The 16,255-nt window shown below is 37.6% G+C and carries 13 protein-coding genes; 4 read left to right on the top strand and 9 right to left on the bottom strand.

Going from position 1 to position 16,255, the window contains the following annotated elements:
* Positions 1–13: 13 nt before the first annotated feature.
* From FUT79_RS13195 to FUT79_RS13185, 3 genes are all read left to right on the top strand, one after another.
* Positions 14–973: a hypothetical protein gene (locus FUT79_RS13195; protein ID WP_002698229.1), complete on the top strand. Its 960-nt coding sequence runs from the start codon at positions 14–16 to the stop codon at positions 971–973.
* Between the two features lie 794 nt (positions 974–1,767).
* Positions 1,768–3,564, top strand: a complete 1,797-nt coding sequence (locus FUT79_RS13190) for an ABC transporter ATP-binding protein (protein WP_044634516.1) — start codon at positions 1,768–1,770, stop codon at positions 3,562–3,564.
* Positions 3,561–5,294, top strand: a complete 1,734-nt coding sequence (locus FUT79_RS13185; RefSeq protein ID WP_024753047.1) for an ABC transporter ATP-binding protein — start codon at positions 3,561–3,563, stop codon at positions 5,292–5,294. Before FUT79_RS13190 ends, FUT79_RS13185 begins: the two co-directional genes overlap by 4 nt.
* A 173-nt stretch (positions 5,295–5,467) precedes the next feature.
* Here FUT79_RS13185 and FUT79_RS13180 read toward each other — a convergent pair whose 3' ends face one another.
* Together FUT79_RS13180 and FUT79_RS13175 are read right to left on the bottom strand one after the other, a co-directional pair.
* Positions 5,468–7,153 (bottom strand): ABC transporter ATP-binding protein, encoded by a 1,686-nt coding sequence (locus FUT79_RS13180; protein ID WP_044634515.1) that lies wholly within the window; start codon positions 7,151–7,153, stop codon positions 5,468–5,470.
* A complete protein-coding gene (locus FUT79_RS13175; RefSeq protein ID WP_044634514.1) occupies positions 7,150–8,883 on the bottom strand; it encodes an ABC transporter ATP-binding protein in 1,734 nt (577 codons plus the stop codon). The genes FUT79_RS13180 and FUT79_RS13175 overlap by 4 nt, the downstream gene beginning before the upstream one ends.
* Before the next feature lie 157 nt (positions 8,884–9,040).
* Here FUT79_RS13175 and FUT79_RS13170 point away from each other — a divergent pair, with 157 nt between their 5' ends.
* Positions 9,041–10,222 carry an IS630 family transposase gene (locus FUT79_RS13170; protein WP_148889726.1) on the top strand — a complete coding sequence of 394 codons (1,182 nt, stop codon included), beginning with the start codon at positions 9,041–9,043 and terminating at the stop codon, positions 10,220–10,222.
* Positions 10,223–10,273: 51 nt separating this feature from the next.
* On the opposite strand, the gene FUT79_RS13165 is transcribed toward FUT79_RS13170, so the two are convergent.
* From FUT79_RS13165 to FUT79_RS13140, 7 genes are all read right to left on the bottom strand, one after another.
* On the bottom strand, positions 10,274–10,936 hold the full coding sequence (locus tag FUT79_RS13165; RefSeq protein WP_148889725.1) for an ATP-binding cassette domain-containing protein: 663 nt from the start codon (positions 10,934–10,936) through the stop codon (positions 10,274–10,276).
* Positions 10,929–11,735 (bottom strand): ATP-binding cassette domain-containing protein, encoded by an 807-nt coding sequence (locus FUT79_RS13160; protein ID WP_002699571.1) that lies wholly within the window; start codon positions 11,733–11,735, stop codon positions 10,929–10,931. The genes FUT79_RS13165 and FUT79_RS13160 overlap by 8 nt, the downstream gene beginning before the upstream one ends.
* Entirely contained in the window at positions 11,732–12,544 is an 813-nt protein-coding gene (locus FUT79_RS13155) for an ABC transporter permease (protein WP_002699573.1), read from the bottom strand. The genes FUT79_RS13160 and FUT79_RS13155 overlap by 4 nt, the downstream gene beginning before the upstream one ends.
* On the bottom strand, positions 12,528–13,100 hold the full coding sequence (locus FUT79_RS15410) for an ABC transporter permease (protein ID WP_197071855.1): 573 nt from the start codon (positions 13,098–13,100) through the stop codon (positions 12,528–12,530). Before FUT79_RS15410 ends, FUT79_RS13155 begins: the two co-directional genes overlap by 17 nt.
* Positions 13,046–13,516, bottom strand: a complete 471-nt coding sequence (locus FUT79_RS15405) for an ABC transporter permease family protein (protein WP_024753053.1) — start codon at positions 13,514–13,516, stop codon at positions 13,046–13,048. The genes FUT79_RS15410 and FUT79_RS15405 overlap by 55 nt, the downstream gene beginning before the upstream one ends.
* Complete coding sequence (locus FUT79_RS13145) at positions 13,516–15,063, bottom strand: ABC transporter substrate-binding protein (RefSeq protein WP_148889724.1); 1,548 nt, start codon at positions 15,061–15,063, stop codon at positions 13,516–13,518. The genes FUT79_RS15405 and FUT79_RS13145 overlap by 1 nt, the downstream gene beginning before the upstream one ends.
* A 93-nt stretch (positions 15,064–15,156) precedes the next feature.
* Positions 15,157–16,062 carry a helix-turn-helix domain-containing protein gene (locus FUT79_RS13140; protein ID WP_148889723.1) on the bottom strand — a complete coding sequence of 302 codons (906 nt, stop codon included), beginning with the start codon at positions 16,060–16,062 and terminating at the stop codon, positions 15,157–15,159.
* Positions 16,063–16,255 lie beyond the last annotated feature (193 nt).

The following is a 16,255-nucleotide window of genomic DNA, read 5'->3' as shown; positions in this document are numbered from 1 at the left end:
GGTTTAAACAAAAATGAGAAAAATTATTGCCACACTGCTAATCAGTTTTTTTTGCTTTACCGGCTTTGCGGTGGAAGAGAGTAGTCAATCAACGGAAAATATGCCGCAAGAAAACAACGTAAAATTTTCAACCGAAGTCGGACTTACAGCGACATTTCCCGCTGCAGCGCTTATTTCCGTAAAAGAAAAAATCAAAATCCCCGCAATGAATTTTAATTCTCCTCTTACGCAGGGAAACAATGTTACCATTAAAATCGGTATGGAACTCAGCCCGCTCACCCTTGAAGGAAAAACCGAAGTGGTATGGACTCCTATTGCATTTTTGGAATTATACGGCTCGCTATTTGCAGGGTCAGGCTGGAACATTGTACGAAAAAAAGCAAGCGATTCTTTATTCGGCTTAGCGGAAGCTTTGCCGGCAGCTGACAAAACTACTCGCTATGTTCCTTTTAATTTTACCAAAACATATTGGGGAGGACAGCTCGGCGGAGCTTTTCAATTTGACTTAGGAGCGGTAATCAAACATGATTGGGCGCATGTTGTGTTCAGAACGGATCAGGTTGCAAAATATTCAGCTCTTTCAGGTATGAGTAAAGACAAAAGCTGGATATATCAGGCGGGAGCCCCAAGGCGTAACGGCTGGCAGTATATTGGTTCCTATGTTTTTGGCTATCAAATGCCCATTCCGCTCAACATGATTGCGATGATGGCGGAAACAACCAAAGATTTACACAAAACGCCGGCAAATCGAAAAGACTGGGGAGAAGATAAAATGCAGGTTGTCTTTGGTCCCGTGTTTAATTTTAAAATCCTTGAATGGATGGATTTAATGCTTGCAGTCCAAGCTGAAACAAAAAATCAGTATGTAAGTCCTAATGATTTTTATCAATACAGAAAACTTGCTAACCCTACACGCAAGGTTTTCTTCAAAAGAGCTGCACTTATTTTTACCATGACATTCAACCATAACTAAGCTTATTTCGGGCGGTTTTCAGTCAGTAAAAAGATTTTTAAACCGCCCGTTTTTTATTCCAAATAATACGCAAGTCTTTTCTCCTCGTCTAAGACAGATCGTAAAAAATTTCATAAAAAAGAGTTCGACACAACGGTTTAGTTTTAAAAGCACTTGGAAAAAGTTTGTGCTTTTAAAACATCGTTTCTGCGTGGAACCACGGGCGTCCGTGCCCGTTCTGAGTTTTGACGTCCGTGGCAAAAACTAAACCTGCGAGTTTAAAAGCTTCAATTTTATAATTTTGTATTGATGCTTTTAAACATCGTTTGAATTTGTTCTGAGTTTGACAACGGTGAGTAAACTTACCATAGGGCAAAGCGTTAATAATTTGCCTCCGCTTTGCCTACGAGTTTTAAAGTTTTAGTTTTACATTATTCTGGTTTTGCCGTCCATGACAAAAGTTGGAGGCGAAGCAAGATTGTTTGTAAGGCTTCGCCTGCGTGAGGGATTGCAGCGGTAGCTTTTTTGCCGCTCGAATGTTGCAGCAGCAACTTATGGAGCGAATAGCGGAATAACGTTGCTACGGATATTCAGAAGCGGCAAAAAACTACAAGCGGAAAGCCCGACCCGCAGTGCGGCGTTTTAAAGTATGGGTGTAAAAAAACGTTGCACTGCGGGGCACGCCAAAAATATTTTTCTTTTTATTATCTTCTTTTGTTTCCTATTCTTAACTTCCGTGTTGAAATAAAACCTTAATTTTGTTATACTCATCTAACATTAAACGTTGTTTACGTTTTATGTAGAGGAGCTATAATATGGCGAAGAAAGAAAAAAAGCCATCGAGATTAAAAACGATTAAACCGTATATCGGGAATAAAAAAGGTTTTTTGGTTTTGTCGTTGGTGATGTCCGCACTATCGGCAATATGTACGATTATGCCAATGTATTATATATGGAAGATTATTCAAGAGCTTATAGTGAATGCAAAGAATATCAGTGTTGGGGCAATTGGGACAAACGCAATAATGGCGATTATATTTGCGGCTGTCTCGATTGTGCTGTACTTTTTTGCAGTTTTATTTTCGCATTTAATGGCATTTGAAGTTGAAGAAAACATTATTAAGGTTTCCATGCAAACCATTATGAAAAAGCCCTTGGGTTTTTTTGATACAGTTGAAAGCGGACGCGTGCGAAAAGTTATTGTAGACGGTGCTGCGGAAACCCATTCGTATTTGGCACACCAGCTGCCGGACTTAGCGGGAACCTTGGTGAGCCCGATAGTCCTATTGGTATTGTTTATTATTTTTGATTATCGATTGGGTTTGGCAAGCCTTTTGCCTTTAATTTTGGGAATGGCATGTATGTCGCAAATGAGCTCTCCAAAGGCACAGGCACTTCGAAAGGACTATTACGAATCGCTTGCAGCCATGAGCAGCGAAGCGGTTGAATATGTGCGCAGTATTCCGGTAGTTAAAGTTTTCGCACAGTCGATAGAATCTTTTAAGCGCTTCTATAAATCAATCATTGAATATGATAAATTTGTAAGGTCTATCTGTCTTTTATGGAAAAACATTATGCCTGCTTACGAAGCAATTGTTTTTAGTACGGCATTTTTTGTTGTTCCGATTGCGCTTATTTTAATTAATGGCGGTGCAGACATCGGCATGATTTTATCAAACTGTATTATCTTCTTTTTAGTCGGACCTACTTTCGGCAGTCTTGTAATGCGCAGTGCTTTTTTATTCAGCTATGGGGAAAAAGCGGTTTTGAGTATTGAAAAAATTGAAAACATGCTAAAGTATGATGAATTGGAGTACGGAAGCGTAAACGATAAACCGCTAAAGGCTGAATTGGAATTTAAAAATATTTCTTTTGCATACAGCGGAGAAGCAGGGAAGGTTTTAGATAATATAAGCTTTCATGTTAAAGAAGGCGAAACCTATGCGCTTGTCGGCCAGAGCGGCGGAGGTAAAACAACAATTGCACGGCTTGCATCGCGGTTTTGGGATCCCGATGAAGGCGAGGTAGTTTTTGGCGGTCGAAACATAAAGGATTACACAAAAGAAGCCTTGATGAAAAATGTTTCCTTTGTTTTTCAAAACTCAAAATTATTTAAAATGAGCATTCGGGATAATCTTAAACTTGCAAAAAAAGATGCTACCGATGATGAATTAAAAGAAGCATTGCGAAAAGCGAGCGCACTCGATATTGTGGAAAATCTTGAAAAAGGACTTGATACAATAATCGGTACAAAGGGAACGTATTTATCCGGAGGAGAAACGCAGCGCATTGCAATTGCGCGGGCAATTTTAAAAGACGCCCCGCTTATCTTATTGGATGAGGCTACCGCATTCGCAGATCCGGAAAACGAACACATTATTCAAAAGTCGTTTAAAGAATTAGCAAAGGGCAAAACAACCTTAATGATTGCGCATCGCCTTTCGTCGGTTGTAGATGCGGATAGAATTTTGGTTATCTCCGGCGGCAAGATTATTGAAGAAGGTAGCCACGAAGAATTACTACAAAAAGGTGCAGTTTATAAATCAATGTGGGATGAATATAAAAAATCTGTCGATTGGAAAATCGGAGAAAAAAGCGGGGTGCAAAAATGAAAAAATATTTAAAGAACCGATATTCAATGAGCGATGTGGGTGCAAAAAATCTTGTAATTGCAATTTTTACCCATACGCTGAATAACTTATCAAAAATACTTCCGCCAATGTTCGGGTTTATTTTTTTAGATCAATTTTTCGGCGTATATTTCGGAACGCCCTCCACGGTTCAATGGGGAATGTGGCAATATCTTTTAACAATAGGCATTATGTTTATCTTTATGTTTATTATCGGAAGGATTGATTATATGCGGCTTTACCCGGTTGTATATCAGGAATCAAAAAATTATCGAATTGATATTGCAAACCGGTTAAAAAAACTGCCGCTTGCGTATTTCGGCAAAAGAGATATTGCGGATTTAAGCGCAACTATTATGAGCGACCTCAATGTATACGAAGAGCTTTTTTCTCATGCTGTACCACAGCTTTATGCAACTGTAATTTCAACAATAATTTTATCCGCAATGATAATCCGCTATAATGTAAAACTGGGGCTTGCCGTATTTTGCGTTATTCCCTTTGCATATTTAATATTTTTTGTATCGCGAAAATTCCAAAAAGCAAGCTACCGAAAAGGCTATGCAAAAAAGCGTGAAATTTATGACAGCTTGCAAGAAGGAATGGACTCAATACAGGAAATAAAGTCCTACGGTATGGAAAATTCATTCTTGGAAAATTTCAAAACCAAGCTAAAAGAAGAGAAAAAAATTAAGCTGGAAGGTGAACTTTCCGCCGGCGTGTTTTTAAACTTTGCCGCAATTGTTTTAAAAATAGGTATTGTTGCGGTTGCTCTTGTCGGAGCTAAAATGTTCATAGCCGGAGAAATACCGATTATTACCTATGCCGCATATTTAATGTTGTCAATGAGTATTTACAATCCTATCTCGGATATCTTTAACAATTTATCAATGCTTTTGTATTTGGACACCTTAGTTACACGACTAAAAGAAATTAAAGGAATGCCGACGCAAGAAGGAACTGAAAACTTTAAACCCGACAATTATGATGTCGGATTCGAAAATGTTCGCTTTTCCTATGATGACAATTTTGAAGTTATCCGCGGTGTCAGCTTCGTCGCAAAGCAGGGCGAAACAACCGCACTTGTCGGACCGAGCGGAAGCGGAAAAACCACATTGACAAAACTTGCTGCACGCTTTTGGGACATTAACGAAGGAAAAATTACTTTGGGCAGTACGGATATTTCGGGGGTTGACCCGGAAACTTTACTTAAAAGTTTTTCAATTGTTTTCCAAGATGTAACTTTGTTTAATGCAAGTATAATGGATAATATCCGCATTGGAAGAAAAGACGCAAGCGATGAGGATGTGCTTCGCGTAAGCAAGCTTGCTCGCTGTGATGAGTTTGTGCAAAAGCTGCCTGATGGGTACAATACCCTCATCGGTGAAAACGGCGAAAAGCTTTCAGGTGGAGAACGACAGCGTATTTCAATTGCGCGGGCAATATTAAAAGATGCGCCTGTAATTCTCCTCGATGAAGCGACCGCAAGCCTCGACGTTGAAAATGAAAGCTTAATTCAAGAAGCTCTCTCAGAGCTTGTACGCAATAAAACCGTTATCATCATCGCTCACCGAATGAGAACGGTTGCCGGTGCCGATAAAATTGTCGTGCTCAAGAATGGCAAGATTGAAGAAACAGGCAGCCCGAACGAGCTTTTGGAAAAGAACAGCTTGTTTAAATCGATGATGGAAAAACAATCGCTTGCGGTATAAAACCTGTAACTTGTTTGTAGCTTGTTTTTAAGCGGTTAAAAAAAGCGGAGTAGTTTTCTTTACGGTAAAAAAACCAACTCCGCTTTTTTAGTAAACACCGACTACAACTGTTGACTGGCTATAACACTAGCCTCTGACAACAACTGTTGGCTGTCTACAATACTAAACACTGCTTACAACTGTTGGCTGTCTACAATTTTTCCGTCTTCCAAATGAATTCGCCTGTCGGCGGCACTTATTGTGGAAGGGCGGTGCGCAACAGTGATAATAGTTTTTTTGTTTTTTATATTTTCAAGTGCCTTTCTAAAAAGCCGCTCGCTCTCGGAATCTAAATTGGAAACCGCTTCGTCCATTATGAGTATCGGCGCATTTGTCAGTAAGGCTCGCGCAATTGCGACTCTTTGCTTTTGTCCTCCCGAAAGCGTCATGCCCCTCTCCCCGACACGAGCCTTGTAGCCGCCTTCAAGCTTAGTGATAAATTCATCAGCCAAGGCTGTTTTTGCCGCAGCTATCATTTCTTCATCGCTTGCTTCCGGGTTTCCCAATTTTAAATTCTCCGCAATGCTTCCGTTGAATAAGTACACATCCTGCGAAACGTATGAAATGTTTTTTCGCAAATCTTCAGTGCGCATCGATCTTATATCTTTTCCGTTTAAATAAATGGTCCCCTCATCGGGATCATAAAAGCGTAAAAGTAAATTCATTAGAGTTGTTTTGCCTGCACCGGATTCTCCGGTAATAACAACATTGTCATTTTTTTTAATAGATACATTTAAATTTTTGAGCACCGGATTTTCTTTATCATATGAAAAGCTGATATTCTTTACGTCCAAAATATTTTCGGTTTCAATCTCTGCAAATTTTGTTGCACGCTCATCCTTCGAATACTCTTTAATCGGAGACGGCTCGTGAATTAATCCGTACACCCTGTCAGCACAAGCAGCTGTTAGGCTAATTTTTCCGGCAGTGCTTGTTACCGCTATTACCGGCAAAAAAATATTCATTGCTAAAATAATAAGAGGAGCTATCAGAGTATTATCGAGGCGTCCTGAAATTGTCATGCTGTGGCTTAAAAGAATTACCGCTATCATTGTTATAGCCGACACCGTATCAATAATGCCTGCTTCCAATCCTTTTAATTTGCCGTCACGCATTTCGTGCTTGCTCAAGTCCGCTGTGTCTTTACTTATTTTTTGAGTAAAGCTTTTTTCTTTCCCGAAAATAATAATTTCTGTTAAACCTTGAATTGCATCCACAATCCGAGCATTCGCAAGCCCGAGTCCTGTTCTAATGTTTTTTCCGTTTTTTTGGTTTTCCTTTGAAAACCAATACGGTATTGTTGTGATAATACACGAGGATACAAACATAAGTAAGGCAATCTCCCAAGATACTGTTAAGCAAAGCACCAAAAATGACAGCATACAAATAATAGCTATCATATAATCACCGAAGATGTGGGCAAAGAAAGTTTCCAAAGTTTCAACATCTTCCATAATGATGGAGCTTACATCACCGGTGCGGTATTTTAAACTTGTGAGAGGTCCGCCTCTCTCAATTGCGTCAAATACATCGCCGCGTAAATCTTCCAATACAAGGTAGGCAAGCTCATGGGCGATGAGCATGTGCAAATATGCAAACAGGCCCTTTGCAAGAATAAAGCCCAAAAGGTATGGGAAGAATTTAACAATAATGCTGCCCTCAGCTCCGCCTATGGCAAGACCTGTTAAATATGCTCCTAACAAAAGCGATACTAATTGCGAAACATAATTCATAACTCCGCAAATAATAGAACCAATTAATGTTCCAATATAGCGTTTTGAATACTTTGAAAGTTTTATAAGATTTGAATATTTACTCATTGATTCATCTCCTCTGCTTGTGCAAGCACAAGTTTGTAATAATACTCGCCTTTTTTCATCAGCTGTTCGTGGGTTCCTTCTTCTACAATCACTCCGGATTTTAAAACTAAAATTCTATCCGCATCGACAACGGTTGAAAGCCTGTGCGCAATAGTAACTGATGTGCGTCCCTTCAACAGGGCGTCAAGCCCGAGCTTAATTTGTTTTTCATTTTCGATATCAATGCTTGAAGTGGCTTCATCCAAAATAATAATCGGAGCGTTTTTTAAAAGAGCGCGTGCAATGGAAAACCTTTGCCGCTGTCCGCCGGAAAGATTTAGTGCCCTCTCCCCAAGCTTCATGTTATAACCGTCCTCCGAAGATTGCATAAATTCTTCAAGCCGGGCAATTTTAATTGCCTCATCCAAGTCTTCTTTGCTTGCATCTTCGTTTGCAAGTTTTAAATTTTCCTCAATTGTTCCGTTAAACAAATAAGTATCCTGAGATACCATTGCAATTTTTTCGCGCAAATTTTTTAGCGGAATTGTTTTAGTGTCAACTCCGTTTATGCGAATTACACCGCTGTCGGGATCGTAAAACCGCAAAAGCAATCGGGCAATGGTAGTTTTTCCCGAACCCGACTCTCCGACAATTGCAAGCCGTTCTCCGGCACGCACTTCAAAACTGAGCCCGTCAAAAACTTTTTCTTTAGCATATGAAAAAGATATGTTTTCAAACGATATATTTTGATGCGGACTATCAATTGCAGGATCGGGCGGATTAAGAGTATCCGTAATAGTTTCCTTTTCATCAAAGAGATCAACTAAGCCGTCAACCGAAGTCATTCCCATAAAACCTTGGTGAAAATAATTTGCTAATCCGCGCACCGGTCTAAAAGCTTCCGACACCATAAATAAAAGTATAACAAGAGATGAAATCGATATACGTCCAATTGCCGCATAATAGCCTGCAAGTCCAAGTGTAAAAGATGAACCAAGGGATGTAAAAAAACTTGCAAACCCGAACTCGGCAAGATTTATGCGAAGACTTGCCATTGTTTTTTTATACAGCTTATGCATTTTTGATTTTAATTTATTTCCGATTCGCTTTGCCGCATTCATCGCCTTCAGTGTCATAATTCCTTGAACGCAATCAACAAACTCGGCATTAAGATGCAAGTAAGCACTCCAATGTTCTTCGGTGAATTTTGATAATACTTTTAAAAATAAAATCGGTGCAAACATAGTGATGAGAATAGAAACTAAAACTAAAAGACCGAGCGTCCAATCTACCGTGAAAATATAGGTAACCATTACACTTGATCCTATAATGCAAATGATAATTTGCGGGATGTATAATGTTAGGTATCCTTCCAAATATTCAATACCCGCAACGATTGTAGATTCAAGCTTTCCCGTCCTTGTTTCTGTTAAATAACCGGGACCCAATCGCAAAAGTTTTTCGTATGCTCTCTTGCGTAATGCCCCCTTTACTTTTCCGACAATCCATTTTCCGTATATTTGATTAGCCCGAACCAGTAAAAATCGTACAATCACAATAATGACCAGATAGATAATATATCTTTGGATTTGTGAAAACTCTGCATGAACGTAAAGAGCTTTTACAATCTGTCCAAGTGCAAGTGCTTGTAAGATAAACGTAAAATTAATTATAAGACCAATGAACGATTTTGATAAAACATAACGGGTAACACCGCTCATCAACTCTATAATTCTTCTGTGAATTAGCATATGCGTCTCCTTTTAAATATAGTTATTATAAAATTGTTTATTAAAGACTTGTTCATTTTCCTTCCTTACTAGTATAACGTTTTCCTGAAAAGTATATTGTATTTTTCTTTGGTTTGTGATACTATCTCAACAGATTTTTATCACTAAGGAGTATTGCATGCCAAAACCGCCGAGTAAACTTGAACTAAATCCTGAAGAGCTCACGTACCTTGAATCACTTGTTCGTTTACGAACAATCCAAGCACAAACGCTCACGCGTGCACGAATACTTTTGCTTAAAAGCAAGGGGCTGTCCATTAAGGAAACAGCCGACAAGGTAGGCTATACGTATAGAAGCGTTGCGCTCTGCCTTAAGAAATATAAGCAGGGCGGCGTAGAGCATGCTCTCACCGATGCACCCGGACGCGGAAACAATCCGGAAATTACCGATGAAGAGAAATCGTGGATTATAAATCTCGCTTGTCAAAAACCGACTACTTTTGGGTATGCTGCAGAAACATGGACTTACGCACTGTTAACAAAGCATATTAACACCACCGCTGAAAGTGCAGGATACCTACGGCTCGCTACTATCCATAAAACAACGGTATTTAAAATACTAACTGAAGCAGACATTAAACCTTACAAAATAGAATATTACTGTGAAAACAGAGACCCTGACTTTGATAGAAAAATGCACAATGTTTTGCTCGTTTATAAGCAACTTGAACTTTATTTTGAGGAAAATAAGCCATTACAGACAGAAGAAGGGAAGAATATCCATGTTGTTTCGTATGATGAGAAGCCCGACATACAAGCTATCGCGACGACAAGCGATGATTTACCTGCTGATGAAACCCACCAATGCATTCGCCGTGATTATGAATACAAACGGCTTGGCACGCTCTCACTTTTAGCAGGCATTGATTTACAGACGGGGGATGCCATTCCTCTTGTAAGCGACAGTCACACCAGTAAAGATTATGTGCAATTTCTTAAAATACTTGATGAACGATACCCGCAAGAAGATAAAATTAGAATCATTTTGGATAACTTAAAAGTACATACCTCCAAAGAAACCATTCGATATCTTTCAACGGTACCGGGTAGATTTGAGTTTGTGTTTACGCCAAAGCATGGTTCGTGGTTAAATATGATTGAAGGATTTTTCAGCAAACTAACAAGACAACTGTTGCGGGGCATGAGAGTAAAATCAAAAACAGAGTTAGTTAATCGACTGTATAAATACTTTGACGAGATTAATGAAGAGCCGGTCGTATTCCATTGGAAATACAATCTTGATGATCTCGATGTTTCTGAAGCGGTTATAACCGACGCTCTCAAATATGAACTTAATTAGAAAACGTTATACTAGTTAAAAACTAGTTAAAAAATAATTAAAACATGCAAATTAATTAACAGGCACAAGTGTTTTATCAACAACTTGGTACTGTCTATTGCAAACCCTTTTTACTAATTCAATATCATGACTGATAAATACATAGGTTAATCTATATGCTTTTTTAAGTGCCAATAAAAGATGCATAATTTTTGCCTGCGTAATAACATCCAACATTGAAGTTACTTCATCTAAAACTATTAGCTTTGAACCTGAAAGCAGGGCGCACATAATTGATATTCGTTGTAACTCTCCGCCGCTAAAAGTTTGCGGTTTATCATTAAGTCTTGACGGGGTAATTGCAAAGTCTTTAAAAAAAGATTTTAATTCGGTTTTAATTATATTTTTATCAACCGTCAAAGAATTCCGTTTAAGATATGCTCTTTTAGTTTGCATAAGAGTCCAGCCGACTGTTTTTAACGGATCGAATGCGGTTTCCGGATTTTGCAAAACCATGCCAACTGTTTTTAAAGGGGAAATAATTTTTCCCCTGCTTATTGATTTTAATCCTGTAAGCGCAAACCCAAGGGTTGACTTACCTGAACCGGATTCGCCTGTAATACCGAGGACATCACCTTCGTAAATTTTTAAATGCACATTATTTAATATTTCTGTGGTGTTTTTCTTTCCGTATGAAATACTTACATCTTGAAACTCTGCAATAACTTTAGGCATCACACAGCACCTCCATTCCGTTTTCAGGGAGGGCTTTCCAAAAAGCCCTCACATAGGCTTTCGGGTTTTCCCTAACGACATGCTGATATTTACCCCTATCAACAATTTTTCCCTGATGCATAACTGCAATGTTTTCCGAATATTGTTCCACAATTCTTAAATCATGCGTGATAAACAAAATACTCATTTTATATTCTTTGACAAGTTTAAAAAGTAAATTCATTAATTCAAGACAAGAGCTTGCATCCAAACCCTTTGTAGGCTCATCTAATAATAGCAGCTTTGCATTTAAGGCAAGCCCGATTGCTATCATCGCGCGAACCTTCATTCCGCCTGATAATTCATAAGGATAGCAGCGTAAAATTTCTTCGGCGGGATTTAGTGAAAGCATTTTAAAAAGCTCTAAGATTTTTTTTCGTGCATTTTGTTTTTTAAGCCCCAATCTTTTTTTCATCGGTAATAAAAATTGCTTTTCCATATTGAGTAAGGGGTTTAATGCGCTGTTAGTGTTTTGCGGTACCCATAAAATTTCTTTTCCTCTTAAATCTTTTAAACACGAAAAGTTTTCGCGCAAGTTTATGTATTCGCCTTCTGCGGAAAGATATTTAATTGCACCGTTTACTTTCATCGTTTTAGGAGTAAGTCCTAAAATTGATTTAGCAAGAATTGTTTTGCCGCAGCCTGTCTCTCCGACTAAAAAGTAAACCTCTTCTTTTTGAACACTCAACGAGACGCTATCTATTATCTTTTTTTCATTTAGAGAAATACTGAGGTTTTCAATTTTTAAAAGCTCTTTCATTTTAATACGCCGCCTCCCTGTTTTAATCTTTCTTCCAACAAGTCCGAGTACTTTGTAAAAATCATCACGCATATAAATTGAAAAAGTCCCGGAAAGATAATAAGCCACGGAGCGCTGCCGGAAAATCGTAATGAATCTTTTAAAATTGTTCCCAACTCCGGTGTGCTAAGATCAAAACTCATTCCCAAAAATGAAAACGATGAAACAGCGATCATGCTATGTGCAATAATTAAAGGCAGTATTGGAAGTAAAAGATAATATGCGCGCGGCAGAATGTTATGAATAAAAATTGATAAGTCCGATACGCCGTTTACACGAAGCGCAAGTATAAAGTCTTCATTTTTAACCACTGATATTTCCGCTCTGACTAACTTAATATTATAGACAAATCCAAAAATAGAAATAACTATTAAAACAGTGATAAGCCCATTGCCGATAACTGCGCTAAGAAAAATTGCAGATAAAATCATTGGCAGAGTAAGCATAATATTCATTAGATGCAGCAAAAACTCATCGAAAATTGTTTTATAAAAACCTATAGCAGCTCCGATAAGCCCCCCGAAAAAAAACGGAATAACTTGTGAAAGAAGAGCAATTAAAAATGTGTTTCTAAAACCTTCGATGCTCAAAAAAAACACATTTCTACCCATGTGATCTGTTCCGAAAATATGCGAAAAGCTTGGTGGAATCAATCTTTCATTAAAATTTAATACATGGGCAGGTCTCAAATAGGAGACAATTAAAACAAAGAGAATAATAAATAAGCTGAGCAGTCTGAACGTTTTTTCTTTTTTAATAATTTTCTGCATAGAGCAGCTCCCTTTTATTCAAGCTTCCGATTTCGTTTTCATTTCTCATATCGAGTTTTGGGTAGATTGTATCGGCAATAAGATTAAGAGCACAAATCATTATCCCAATAAAAAACAACGAACCGCTGATTAAAAAGTAATCTTTAAATTTAATTGCTTCTATTAAAGTATCTCCGAATCCCGGAATGTTAAAAACTTTTTCCATTAAAACAGCGCCGCCTAAAAACGAAGATAAATCTAAAATTGCAATAGAAATTGCGGCAGGCAGCACATGAGGAAGCACATGGTATATTAAAATATCAAAATTACTCAAACCCTGCGAATACGAAAATTCAACAAAGCCCTTGTTCATCACATCCCGAGTTTTAGCTCTTACAATTTTTGACATAAAGCCCATGCTTATTACACCCATAATCAGTGCGGGGATAATAAGGCTTGTAATACCGGAATAGCCTATTGCATGTTTCCATTGGAGCTTAATTGTTAAAAACCAAAGTGCAATCAAGCCAATCCAAAAAGGCGGAATTGCACAGCTGACAACAGCCCAAAAGTTAATAAAGCGATCTGCCGCAGACCTTTTTTTATTCCTGCATACAAGCCCATTGAAAAAGAAATAATTATCTCCACTGCAATGCTGATTAAAGCCATCAAAAAGGTAATCTTATATTTACTCCAAAAAACTTTTATTACCGTTTCGCCGTTTAAAGCAGACCGCCCGAAGTCGCCCCGCAAAATATTTTTCATCCATTTGCCGTAGAGTTCAAAAAAACTTCCATCAAATCCAAGTCGTCTTGCATAGTCGGCGGCATCGCTTTTTGATACAATGTTTTTACTCAAATGCTTCATCAACAGTAAATTCCCTGCATCACCAGGAGAAAAATAAACTATTGCAAATGCAATAAGAGTGATAATTATAAGTATCGGAAAAAAGAAAAGAATATTTCTAAACCACCGTCGTCGCAATAATTTCATTATCGATATACAACTCCGTTTAAATCAATTTTGAATACACTACCATCAAAATGAAAGTTTTTAAATTTTTTATTGTGAATAATGTATCGCAAGTCAGCAAACAGTGGGATGGTTACTGCGTTGTTATATTGAATTTCCCAAATCTTTGCCGCATAGTTTTTTGCCTCTTCCTCAGTTGTTGCTTTAAGATATCCGCTGCTTGCTTCGAACATCTCATCATTTATGCAAAGTCCAATTCCGTATTCGCTGTGATCCCGAGAAAATCCCATATATCCTATGCTCCCAATAAGCGGTACAAACCACGGATGCCGTATATGTATGTCATAGTCGCCTGCGGCAAGCGTTTTCATTCTTTGTGCTACATCCAACGAAGTTGCAATAGTTTCAATACCCCACTTTTTCATTACATCAGCAATATAAAGAAGTAAGTCCTTTTCATATTCTTCATCGCCGCAAATAATTTTTAGTTTTAAGGGCTCGCCCTTCGCATTAACGGTTGGCTTATTTGCATTTCCGATAATGTATCCGGCATTTTCTAAGTAGCGTTTCGTATTTTCTTCCGAATACTCAAATGCCTTTTGATTTTTCGGTCCGTCATCAAATTTAGGATTGTACACATGCCCGCAAGCTTTCGGAATTCCGAAGAAAATATTTTTTACCAAAGTTTTTCGATCGAACATGCTTGTAAGAGCAAGCCTTATGTTTTTATCCGCACAAACTCCGTTTTTCCAGTTAGGCACCAGCGAGCCGACACTGGTATAAGAATCTTCGTTTTCTCTTATAATTTCAAATCGATTATTTTTTTTCAGCTCATTGATAACGGAATACGGCATGGAGATGTAGTGCTCACTAAGACCAATAACATCAACCTTACCGCTTTCCAATGCCAGCTTTCTTGTTTGTTCGTCGGGAATTACGTGCCATAAAATTTTATTTACATCCGTTTTAAAATCGGCATCCCAATATTTTTCATTTCGTATTAGTGTAGTAACCCCTCCTGAATCCGTACCTTCAAATCGATATGCTCCTGTTCCTACATGGGTTGCAAATTTTCCTTCCTGAGTATAACCGTTAATCGGAATGCAAGGAATCAGTGCTAAGTCGCTTTGAAAGCTTAAATTCGGTTCCGAAAATTTTACCTTAAGATGCGTTTCATCTATAATATCAATGCTTTCTAAAACAAAACTATAGCTTGCATAATAAATCACTCCGCCTTTTTCAATATTCCATTTTACAATTTCAGAATTAAGCTTAGTGCCGTCATGGAAACTTACATCATCCCTTATTTCTAAGTTATATTCCGTATAATTTTTATTCGGTGTCCATGAGCGGATTAAACTCGGTAAGGCGTGATAATTATGATCGATTCGAGTAAGTGTATCGAATACTAAGGTTCCGCCCTCTTTTGAATTCTTAAACGCTCCGATTGCTCCGATATTAAGAACACCGTCTTTTTTTATTTCACTATTTCCGGATTTTTGTACTCCGTACGAAATAATAAAAACCGACAAAACCAATACAAAACCTACAATATATTTTCTTTTCATTTTATCCTCCGTATTTAAATTAGTATAATTATTGTTAGCTAGAACTAACAATAATTATACTAATTTTCCTATTTGGTTTCTGCTCCGTTTTTATTATAAATGCTCCGTACTTATATTGTTTTTCCGATATTGACGGGGGCTTATTCCATAAGTTTTTTTAAATGATGCTGAGAATTTACTGAAATTGGAATAACCCGCTTCAACTGCAATTTCCCAAATCATTTTATCGCTAGTAGCTAATTGTAGGGCGGCACGGCTAAGCAAAAGCCCGTTAAGATACGCTCTTGGAGATAAGCCGCAAATTTTTTTAAAGAGTCGATAAAAATCTGATTGGTTTATATTTGATTGTTGTATTAATGTTGAAATTTCTATATAACTTAATTCAGAATCTTTTATGGATTCTATTACTTTTTTAATTCTTTTTATTTCAGGTTGGTTGTAGCTATAAAATTTTTCTTGAATATCCGGATTTAAATCATTAAGCACATACAAGAGCTCTATACATTTTAAAAATAAATATTTTTCATCTTTTACTTTAATCAATTTATAAATTAAATCAACAACATCTTTAATTATGTTTTCCGTTTCTATTGTATACCACATTCGCAAGCCGAACTTATTATTGATGCTTCCCAAACCTAAGTGTAATTCTTTTAAAAATAGTTTTACATTTTTCGGCAGCAGCTTTTCATTTATAATAATGCTAAATCCTTCGTAAGCTCCGCAGGGAAATCTTGACGATACCATTTTGCAATCATTTGAATTGATAACTAAATCTCCTGAATCAATATACGCAAACTTGTCTCCTTCAAATTCTGCTTCCATTCTGCCAATCCTGCAATGGTCAATTCTAATTGTCCACTCATGCTCATCGGGGTTCCCCGCATCGTATCGATAAATTTTATTAGACTCAGTATAATAATGATGAATGCTTATCCCGGGGTACGGATTAAAATATACTGCCTGCTCAATTATTTTAGGTTCTATTTTTTTGTGCATTTTTTTATGTCATCCTCTGCGATTTTTTTTGCTTACTATTTGCGGAGAGGTTTTTGCTAATGAAAATTAAATCGCTTATAAATATACCATAAGCTTGAGCTAAACGCCAGCGCCCCTTTTTATTCATATAGTTCCAATTTCCTGACAGTAATAAAATCGCACAATACATCATTCACGGCAATGCCGGTTTCAG

The sequence above is a fragment of the Treponema phagedenis genome (assembly GCF_008153345.1).
Lineage (GTDB): Bacteria > Spirochaetota > Spirochaetia > Treponematales > Treponemataceae > Treponema > Treponema phagedenis.
Note: the sequence above shows the minus strand (reverse complement) of the source record. Positions and strands in the feature narration are given on the sequence as shown.

Coding starts and splice junctions, on each gene's coding strand:
- FUT79_RS13195 (WP_002698229.1), top strand. CDS start 14: ATGAGAAAAATTATTGCCACACTGCTAATCAGTTTTTTTTGCTTTACC.
- FUT79_RS13190 (WP_044634516.1), top strand. CDS start 1,768: ATGGCGAAGAAAGAAAAAAAGCCATCGAGATTAAAAACGATTAAACCG.
- FUT79_RS13185 (WP_024753047.1), top strand. CDS start 3,561: ATGAAAAAATATTTAAAGAACCGATATTCAATGAGCGATGTGGGTGCA.
- FUT79_RS13180 (WP_044634515.1), bottom strand. CDS start 7,153: ATGAGTAAATATTCAAATCTTATAAAACTTTCAAAGTATTCAAAACGC.
- FUT79_RS13175 (WP_044634514.1), bottom strand. CDS start 8,883: ATGCTAATTCACAGAAGAATTATAGAGTTGATGAGCGGTGTTACCCGT.
- FUT79_RS13170 (WP_148889726.1), top strand. CDS start 9,041: ATGCCAAAACCGCCGAGTAAACTTGAACTAAATCCTGAAGAGCTCACG.
- FUT79_RS13165 (WP_148889725.1), bottom strand. CDS start 10,936: ATGCCTAAAGTTATTGCAGAGTTTCAAGATGTAAGTATTTCATACGGA.
- FUT79_RS13160 (WP_002699571.1), bottom strand. CDS start 11,735: ATGAAAGAGCTTTTAAAAATTGAAAACCTCAGTATTTCTCTAAATGAA.
- FUT79_RS13155 (WP_002699573.1), bottom strand. CDS start 12,544: ATGCAGAAAATTATTAAAAAAGAAAAAACGTTCAGACTGCTCAGCTTA.
- FUT79_RS15405 (WP_024753053.1), bottom strand. CDS start 13,516: ATGAAATTATTGCGACGACGGTGGTTTAGAAATATTCTTTTCTTTTTT.
- FUT79_RS13145 (WP_148889724.1), bottom strand. CDS start 15,063: ATGAAAAGAAAATATATTGTAGGTTTTGTATTGGTTTTGTCGGTTTTT.
- FUT79_RS13140 (WP_148889723.1), bottom strand. CDS start 16,062: ATGCACAAAAAAATAGAACCTAAAATAATTGAGCAGGCAGTATATTTT.